Annotated in this window: 6 protein-coding genes; 2 read left to right on the top strand and 4 right to left on the bottom strand. The window is 62.8% G+C overall.

Annotation, left to right across the window (positions count from 1 at the left end):
• Nucleotides 1–3: 3 nt before the first annotated feature.
• From AC3WJU_RS08675 to AC3WJU_RS08690, 4 genes are all read right to left on the bottom strand, one after another.
• Nucleotides 4–1,455 carry a purine-cytosine permease family protein gene (locus AC3WJU_RS08675; RefSeq protein WP_059388243.1) on the bottom strand — a complete coding sequence of 484 codons (1,452 nt, stop codon included), beginning with the start codon at nucleotides 1,453–1,455 and terminating at the stop codon, nucleotides 4–6.
• Between the two features lie 83 nt (nucleotides 1,456–1,538).
• On the bottom strand, nucleotides 1,539–2,339 hold the full coding sequence (locus AC3WJU_RS08680) for a carbon-nitrogen hydrolase family protein (protein WP_492259660.1): 801 nt from the start codon (nucleotides 2,337–2,339) through the stop codon (nucleotides 1,539–1,541).
• Nucleotides 2,340–2,376: 37 nt separating this feature from the next.
• Nucleotides 2,377–3,726: an APC family permease gene (locus AC3WJU_RS08685; protein ID WP_441432732.1), complete on the bottom strand. Its 1,350-nt coding sequence runs from the start codon at nucleotides 3,724–3,726 to the stop codon at nucleotides 2,377–2,379.
• A 10-nt stretch (nucleotides 3,727–3,736) separates the two neighbouring features.
• Complete coding sequence (locus tag AC3WJU_RS08690; RefSeq protein ID WP_492259661.1) at nucleotides 3,737–4,627, bottom strand: carbon-nitrogen hydrolase family protein; 891 nt, start codon at nucleotides 4,625–4,627, stop codon at nucleotides 3,737–3,739.
• 81 nt (nucleotides 4,628–4,708) lie between these two features.
• Between AC3WJU_RS08690 and AC3WJU_RS08695 the strand changes: the two genes are divergently transcribed.
• Both AC3WJU_RS08695 and AC3WJU_RS08700 read left to right on the top strand, forming a co-directional pair.
• Entirely contained in the window at nucleotides 4,709–5,470 is a 762-nt protein-coding gene (locus tag AC3WJU_RS08695) for a FadR/GntR family transcriptional regulator (RefSeq protein WP_284989574.1), read from the top strand.
• A gap of 135 nt (nucleotides 5,471–5,605) precedes the next feature.
• On the top strand, nucleotides 5,606–7,102 hold the full coding sequence (locus tag AC3WJU_RS08700; RefSeq protein WP_492259662.1) for a purine-cytosine permease family protein: 1,497 nt from the start codon (nucleotides 5,606–5,608) through the stop codon (nucleotides 7,100–7,102).
• Nucleotides 7,103–7,390 lie beyond the last annotated feature (288 nt).

A 7,390-nucleotide genomic window follows, 5' to 3' on the forward strand; every position in this document is an offset into this window, starting at 1 on the left:
GAGTTACGGAAGCAGGTGTTCGTGCGCGGCCGCCTCCAGGGCGTCGGCCTCTTCCTTGGCCATGCGGGTCTCTGCCTCGACGTCGATGCGTCGGGTCATTAGCCAATACAGCCCTGCGGAGACCGGGAGCCCGATAAACAGCGAGATGTCGGCGCCGTCCAGGGCGTGGGCGATGAACCCGACGAAGAGCTTGCCGGCCGAGAAGAAGGGAATCATCACCACAAAGCCGACAAGGTAGGAGATGATGCCGGGCCAGCCCCATCGTCCGTAGATCCCATCGGGCTTGAAGATCTCCGCGATGGCGTAGTGGCCTTTGCGGACGATGAAGTAGTCGGTGAGGTTGACAGCCGTCCACGGAATGAAGAAGTACAGGACCAATAGCAGGAAGTCGTTGAAGTTGGCGAGGAAGTCGGCCGAGGCCAGGTTAGCCAGGACCACGGAAATGAGGGCGGTGATGGAAATCGTGATGATCCGGAGCCTTAGCGTTGGCCGGATCTGCCGCACGCTGTCGATGGACGATATCAAGGTCAGCGAACCGCCGTACATGTTCAGGGCCGTCACGGACAGCAAGCCCAGGGCGGCGACGAACAGGGCGATGCCACCGAATCCGCCGAAGAGCTGGTCGGCCGTGGATTTGATCGAGCCGATGGTTTCGAAGTTCTCCCCGGCGGCCGCACCGATGTACGCGCCCAGGAACATCACCCAAATACCGCCGAGCGCGCTGCCCCAGAACGTCCATCTGAAAGTGCCCCGCCCGCTGGCCGGCGGAAGGTAGCGGGAGTAGTCAGAGACGTAGATGGCCCAGGAAATCTGGTAGCCGGCCGCGACCCCCAGCTGGCCCAGGAACGGCACCATGTGGAAGTCAGCCAGGTTGTATGCGCCAGCCGGAATGGCCAGCTTCACGGCTGCAATGGTGAGCAACGCCAGCATGATGATGGTCAGGTACGTCAGGTAGCGCTCAAAGGCGTGGATAAGGTCGTAGCCGAACAGGGCAATGACGACGGCGACAATGGTGACCACCCAGAACCACAAGTTTTGCGACCCGAAGTTGACTGACTCCGAGATCGCTTGGCCGGCCAGGATGGTGTTGAAGATGTTGAAGCCGGCGTACTGGAGGTAGGCGAAGAGCCAAACCAGAAGGGCGCCGATGTAGCCGAACTGCGGCCGGGACTGGATCATCTGTGGCAGGCCGAGCTGGGGGCCCTGCGAGGAGTGCGCGGCCATGAACAGCGTGCCGACGAGTACCCCGATGGCGATCGCGAGCAGCGACCAGATCAAGTTGCCGCCGGTGGTGATGCTGATCAACCCCACTGCCAGGGTGGCGATCTGGGCATTGCTGACGAACCACAGCGGTCCGATGTGCGAGACCTTGCCGTGGCGCTCGTTCAGTGGAACATAGTCGATCGATCGGATCTCCAGCCCTCGGCCCGATCCTTTGTCCGTCGTTGCGCTCATGGTGCATCTCCTTCGGAGCATCGGTGCATCTTGCACTTCGGTTTAGCACAGAGTGGGGCGGCCTAGAAGAGGCCGCGAGATTCCTAGGGGAGCCGGTGGTGCCGCCATGTGGGGAACTGGTCCCTGGCTGCCAAAACGGCATCCGGCGAGAGGTCCAGCGTGGCGGTGGCCGGCTCCGTGTCGAGGCTGTGCAGGACAGTCCCGAGGGGATCCACGAGCATGCTGTAGCCGATGGATACCGGTGGAGTCTGGGAGACCGCCGCCACGTACACGCCGTTCTCTATTGCCCGGGCCTTGGCCAATGTGGCCCATTGCTCGGTCTTTGCGGTACCGGGAACCCACGAAGAACAGACGAGGAGCGCCTCGGCCCCGGCATCGGCCAGGATGCGCGCCAACTCGGGGAAGCGCGGATCGTAGCAGGTCATCAACCCCAACGTCATGCCGCCGCAGGAAAAAGTGACGGGCAATGGTTCCGGCGCCGGTCTGATGTACTCCGATTCGCGGAATCCTTGGCAGTCGAACAGATGGATCTTCCTGTAGCTGGCGAGGAGGGAACCGTCCGGACCGATCGCCACCAAGGTGTTGAATGCCCGGTCCGGTTCTTTGGTTCCGTCTCCGTCACCAGGCGCTTCCAGGAGACCCGCGACGACGGCGATCCCGTAGCGTGCCGCCGTCGCGCAGAGCGTGGAAGCCACAGGGCCGTCAAGGGGTTCGGCCATGTCCACGAAGCTCCGGTCCACCCGGCTTTTCTCGTACGTCGAGTACTCCGGGAACACGATGAGGTCAGAGCCCTCGTAGGCGGCCCGGGCACAGTAATCCGCGATGAGGTCGAGGTTGCGGCCGACGTCCGTGCCGGAATCCAGCTGGGCTAGGGTGATGCGCACGCAGTCCTCGTTTCTCCCCGTTTACTGTGTTCCGTCGTCATACCAGGGCTGCTTCTTTTTCCTCCATCACCATTTCCGGCGGTGCCTTCCGGAACCCCTTGGTGATGATGCCGAGTACAACGACGCCGACGCAGAGCCAGATCAGTCCGAGCGTGATGGCATTCGAATCGAGCTGGGAGAGCAGGAAACCGTCGATGATGGCTCCGACAGCCGGCATGACCACGTAGAACATTACGCTGAGCCGGTTCCCCGAGCGTCGTTGGCGCAGGTAGTAGGCAATGACCGAGACATTGACGAGGGTGAAGGCGGTGAAGGCACCGAAGTTGATGAACGACGTCGAGGTGGCGACATCCAGGAACATGGCGATGAGTCCCACCGCGCCGGTGATGACCAGGTTCAATACCGGCGTGTGGAAGGACTTGTTCAACGCCCCGAAGACTTTCTTCGGCAGGACGGAATCCCGGCCCATGGCGTAGAGCAATCGTGAGGCGCTGGCTTGCGCCGCGAGTCCGGAGGCAAACTGGGACACCACGAGTCCGGCCAGGAAGACTGCGCCGAAGAACTGTCCGCCGATCTTCAGGGCAATGTCCGACGCCGCCGACGCCGAATCGTCGAACACCCCGCCGGGGTGGATCAACTGTGTGGTGTAGGAGACGACGACGAAGATCGCGCCGCCGATGAGTGCCACAAGCATGATCGCCTTCGGTACGGTCCTTTTCGGCTCGATGGTCTCCTCGGTGAGGGTGGACACGGCGTCGAAACCCAGGAACGAGTACGCCGCGATGGCAGCGCCAGCGGTGATCTTGTCGAAGCTCGACGTGTCGTTGAAGAATGGAGCGGTGCTGACCAGGGCACTCGCGCCGGAGGTCGAGACCAAGGTTCCAACGGACAAGGCCACGAAAAGGACTATCACCAGAAGCTGGAATGCCATCAGCAGGTAGTTGGCCTTGTCAGCCACCTTGACGCCAACCACGTTGAGCAGCGTTGTGATCGCGATGAACGCGACAATCCAGACCCCGATGGGAATGTCCGGGAACTGCGCGGTGAGGTACGAGCCGCCGATGAGCCAGATGACCATCGGCAGGAACAGGTAGTCCAGCAGGACAGCCCAACCGGCCAGGAAGCCGATCCGGGAATCGATGGAGCGCCGGATATAGGTGTACGCGGATCCGGCCACCGGATAGGCAACGGCCATGCGTCCGTAGCTCTGCGCGGTGAAGAGCATGGCGACCATGGCCACCAGATAGGCCGACGGGGATGCTCCGCCGGTGGTTTCGGCGATCACGCCGAAAATCGCCAGCACGATGAGCGGGGTCAGGTAGGCCAGCCCGAACAGGACCAGCGAGGGCAGTTTCAGGGCGCGCGTGAGGCTCGGTTGCGTTGTCACCGGTGGTTCCTTAGGAGTTGGAGGACCGTGGGGTCCAGGTGGTCGGGTCGATGCGGCCTTGGTAGACAGGCAGCTCGATGGGCGGCTCGCCGGGGCGGAATTGGGACCAGGGACGGTTGAGGTTTTCGGTCCCGTGCGTGCGGACATGCTCGACGGCGGAGAGGTCCAGTTCCACGGCGAGAAGGGTGGGCGCGTCGTCGTCGGCCGCGGCTATCGTGTTTCCCTCGGGGTCGACGATCAGGCTGAGGCCCTTGCCGGTAGGGCCCGCGCAGTTGACGCTGACCATGAAGACCTGGTTCACGATCGCGTTTGCCTTGGCGAGGACGAGTTCTTGCTTGCGGTCCGGCGTCGTGGTCTTCACGACGTTGAGGATCGCTTCGGCGCCCATCCACGCCAGCTGACGGGTCACCTCGGGGAACCAAGCGTCGTAGCAAATGTTTAGCCCCACCCTGCCGATCCCTTCCAGGTCGACGGTGGTGAACCGGTCGCCGGGGTCGTAGGGCTCAAAGGGGCGCCAAGGGAAGACCTTGCGGTAGTAGCCGGCGAGCTCGCCTTCGGGGGAAAGGACCAGCTGGGTATTGAACAATTGCCCCTCGGGGCCGCGCTCGCAGACGCTGCCCGGAACCAACCAGATCCCCAGGTCAGCTGCGAGCTGCCGCAGTTCCTTGACGCGCGGACCGTCCAGCGGCTCGGCCGAGTCCTGCAGCACTTCCGTACGCTGCAGGTCCGGGTTGGAATCCCCGAAAAGGTGCAGCTCCGGGAAGACCACGAGCTTGCTGTGCGGTTGGATCGCGACGGCGGCGGCGACTTCGGCGGCGAAGGCCTCGATCGGTTCGCCGATCAGTCGGGGTGCCGCCTGGGCGGCGATGAGGGGAAGGATGCGTTGCACTGGTTTCTCCACGTTGTCGTTGTGACTCGCCTCATATTAGATCATAATGATCAAATAAAAGGAAGGTGGATTTTGCCCCGTAAAGTAGCGGATATGACCCGTCAGCTCGAGGACACCACCGGCGACTCACCCATCGATGCTGCCCCTTTGCTCGGAATCGACCGCCGGAGCGCAATCGACGCCGTGCGGTTGCGGATCGGCATGGCCATATCCTTGGGACTGCTTCAGCCGGGGGAGAGGCTGCCCGACCAGCAAGACGTCGCGCTGGGCCTTTCGGTCAGCCCGATCACCGCCCGCAGGGCCCTAGCGAGCCTGGCCGACCAGGGGGTCGTTGTCCGCCGTCGGGGGCGCGGCGGCGGAACCTTCGTCGCCGACGAGCCGCCGCAAAACGTCCTTGAAGAGCTCGCTGCGTCGCCAGCCGAATCCCATGCAGTGAACCGGCTGGTGGACCGTCGGTTGCTCTTCGAATGCGCGGTTACCCACTTCGCCGCCGTCAACGCCACGGCAGCGCAGCTGGATGAGCTGGAGCGGCTGACTCATGAGATGGCCGGATCAAGCAATTGGTCCGAGTATCACCAGGCCGACGAGAGGTTTCACAGGCTGGTCGCGGCGTGCTCGGGCCTGGGAGCTGCGGTCGACGTCTACAACGAAGCGCTGGCGGAGCTCTACGCATACTTCATCCCGTACCCGATCGAGTTTCTCCATGAGTCCAATCGGGACCACATTGCGCTCGTCAACGCCTTGCGCGCCGGCGACGACCGCGGCGCGGTGGAGGTATCGCGGCGGCACGTGGACGTGTTGCACAAGACGATGTTCATGGGCCTCGCCGGCGGCGACGGCCATCAATCCGGGTGAACAACAGCTCGTGGCTTATCGTCCGGGATATCGGACTAAACATCGCCCCCTTTCCGTGATCACTGTCACTTTGCATGCTCTGATTGATTCTCAGTTGGGGACATCGGACTTCGGTTGTCAAAGTGAGGATTAGGCATGCAGGCCACAGGAAAAGCGGGAACGGGTGGGCCGCGCGTTGAGCGTCGTTCCATCGACTTTGTCCCGGAAAATGAACGCCATGGTTCGCCTGGCCAGCAGTTCACGCTCTGGTTCGGGGCGAACATGCAGATCACGGCTATTGTCGACGGCGCCTTGGCAGTCCTGTTCGGCGCGGATGCGCTGTGGGCGATCATCGGCCTCCTGATCGGAAACCTCTTGGGCGGTGCTGTGATGGCGCTCCACGCGGCGCAGGGGCCGAAGCTCGGCCTGCCGCAGATGATTTCCAGCAGGGCACAGTTCGGGATCTTCGGGGCAGTGATTCCCTTGGTCCTGGTGGTCGTGATGTACCTCGGCTTCGCCGCCACCGGTACGGTCCTCTCCGGACAGGCAGTCAGCCTCATCCTCCACACGGGCACCCCGGCCGTGGGCATGATCGTCTTCGGGGTGCTGACCATCGTTGTGGCGACCCTGGGCTACAAGTACATCCACATGTTGGGCCGCATTGCCACCGTCGTCGGTATCCTCGGCTTCACCTACCTGGGCATCAGGTTGTTGGCCAGCCAGGACGTCGGCGCACTCTTGGGAGCCGGCAGTTTCGAGTTCCCCACCTTCCTGCTCGCCATTTCGCTGGGCGCCGGATGGCAGCTGACCTACGGCCCGTACGTCGCCGACTACTCCCGGTACCTGCCTTCCAAAACCCCAGCACGCAAGACCTTCATGTCGGCCTATTTCGGCACGGTGATTGGTTCCCAGTGGTCCATGACCCTGGGCGCTCTCTTCGCCGCCCTCGCATTGCCCAAGGGTGCACGGTTCCTGGACGGCCAAGTCGCTTTCCTCGGGAACCTGAGTGGAGGCGGACTGATCGCGGTAGTCATCTACCTGGTCATCGTGACCGGAAAACTGACCGTCAACACGCTGAACGCGTATGGCGGCTACATGACCATGCTTACCTCGGTCACGGCGTTCACCCGCAAGTCCGCGGTGGCGTCATGGACCCGGTTCGCCTACGTGATCGGCTTTATCGGACTCTCGGTGCTCATCGCAGTGCTTGCTTCCCCCGATTTCATCGCCAACTTCAAGAACTTCGTCCTTCTCCTGCTGATGGTGTTCATCCCCTGGAGCTCCATAAACCTGGTGGATTACTACCTGGTTTCCAAGGAGAAGGTGGACATTCCGGCCCTCTACGACCTGAACGGTCGCTACGGCCGTTGGAACAAGACCGCGCTGCTCAGCTACGCGATCGGCATCGTCGTCCAGATCCCGTTCTTGGCGCAGACCCTCTACACCGGCCCGATGACCGAGCTTCTCGGCGGGGCGGACATCTCCTGGCTTGTAGGCCTCGTGGTCACGGCAATCGTGTTCTACCCGCTGGCGAAGAGGAACTCCAACGCACCGGCCGAGATGGTCTACCCGACGGAACCCGACCCCGCGGAATCGGACTCGGGGGCAATAGCGCCGCTAGCCGGCTCAGCGTCGAACACCGCGGCAGTCTAGCCTTTGGGTTGTGCCCCCTCCGACGCTCGCTCACTTTTGGGGTGTTTTCGGCGGACGCTCGCTCACTTTTGGTGAGCGAGCGTCCTCGCATTTGGTCCTATATGTGAGCGAGCGTCCCAGTCGACCGTGCCGGGAACGGTTGTCTCGGGGCACGACGGCGGCGCTGCTGTTGCGCCGTCGTCGGGCCTTTTGCCCGTCCCCCTCGGACGCTCGCTCACTTTTGGGATGTTTTCGGCGGACGCTCGCTCACTTTTGGTGAGCGAGCGTCCTGGCATTTGGTCCTATAGG

The sequence above is a fragment of the Arthrobacter sp. FW306-1B-F12A genome (genome assembly GCF_058781865.1).

Coding starts and splice junctions, on each gene's coding strand:
- AC3WJU_RS08675 (WP_059388243.1), bottom strand. CDS start 1,455: ATGAGCGCAACGACGGACAAAGGATCGGGCCGAGGGCTGGAGATCCGA.
- AC3WJU_RS08700 (WP_492259662.1), top strand. CDS start 5,606: ATGCAGGCCACAGGAAAAGCGGGAACGGGTGGGCCGCGCGTTGAGCGT.
- AC3WJU_RS08695 (WP_284989574.1), top strand. CDS start 4,709: ATGACCCGTCAGCTCGAGGACACCACCGGCGACTCACCCATCGATGCT.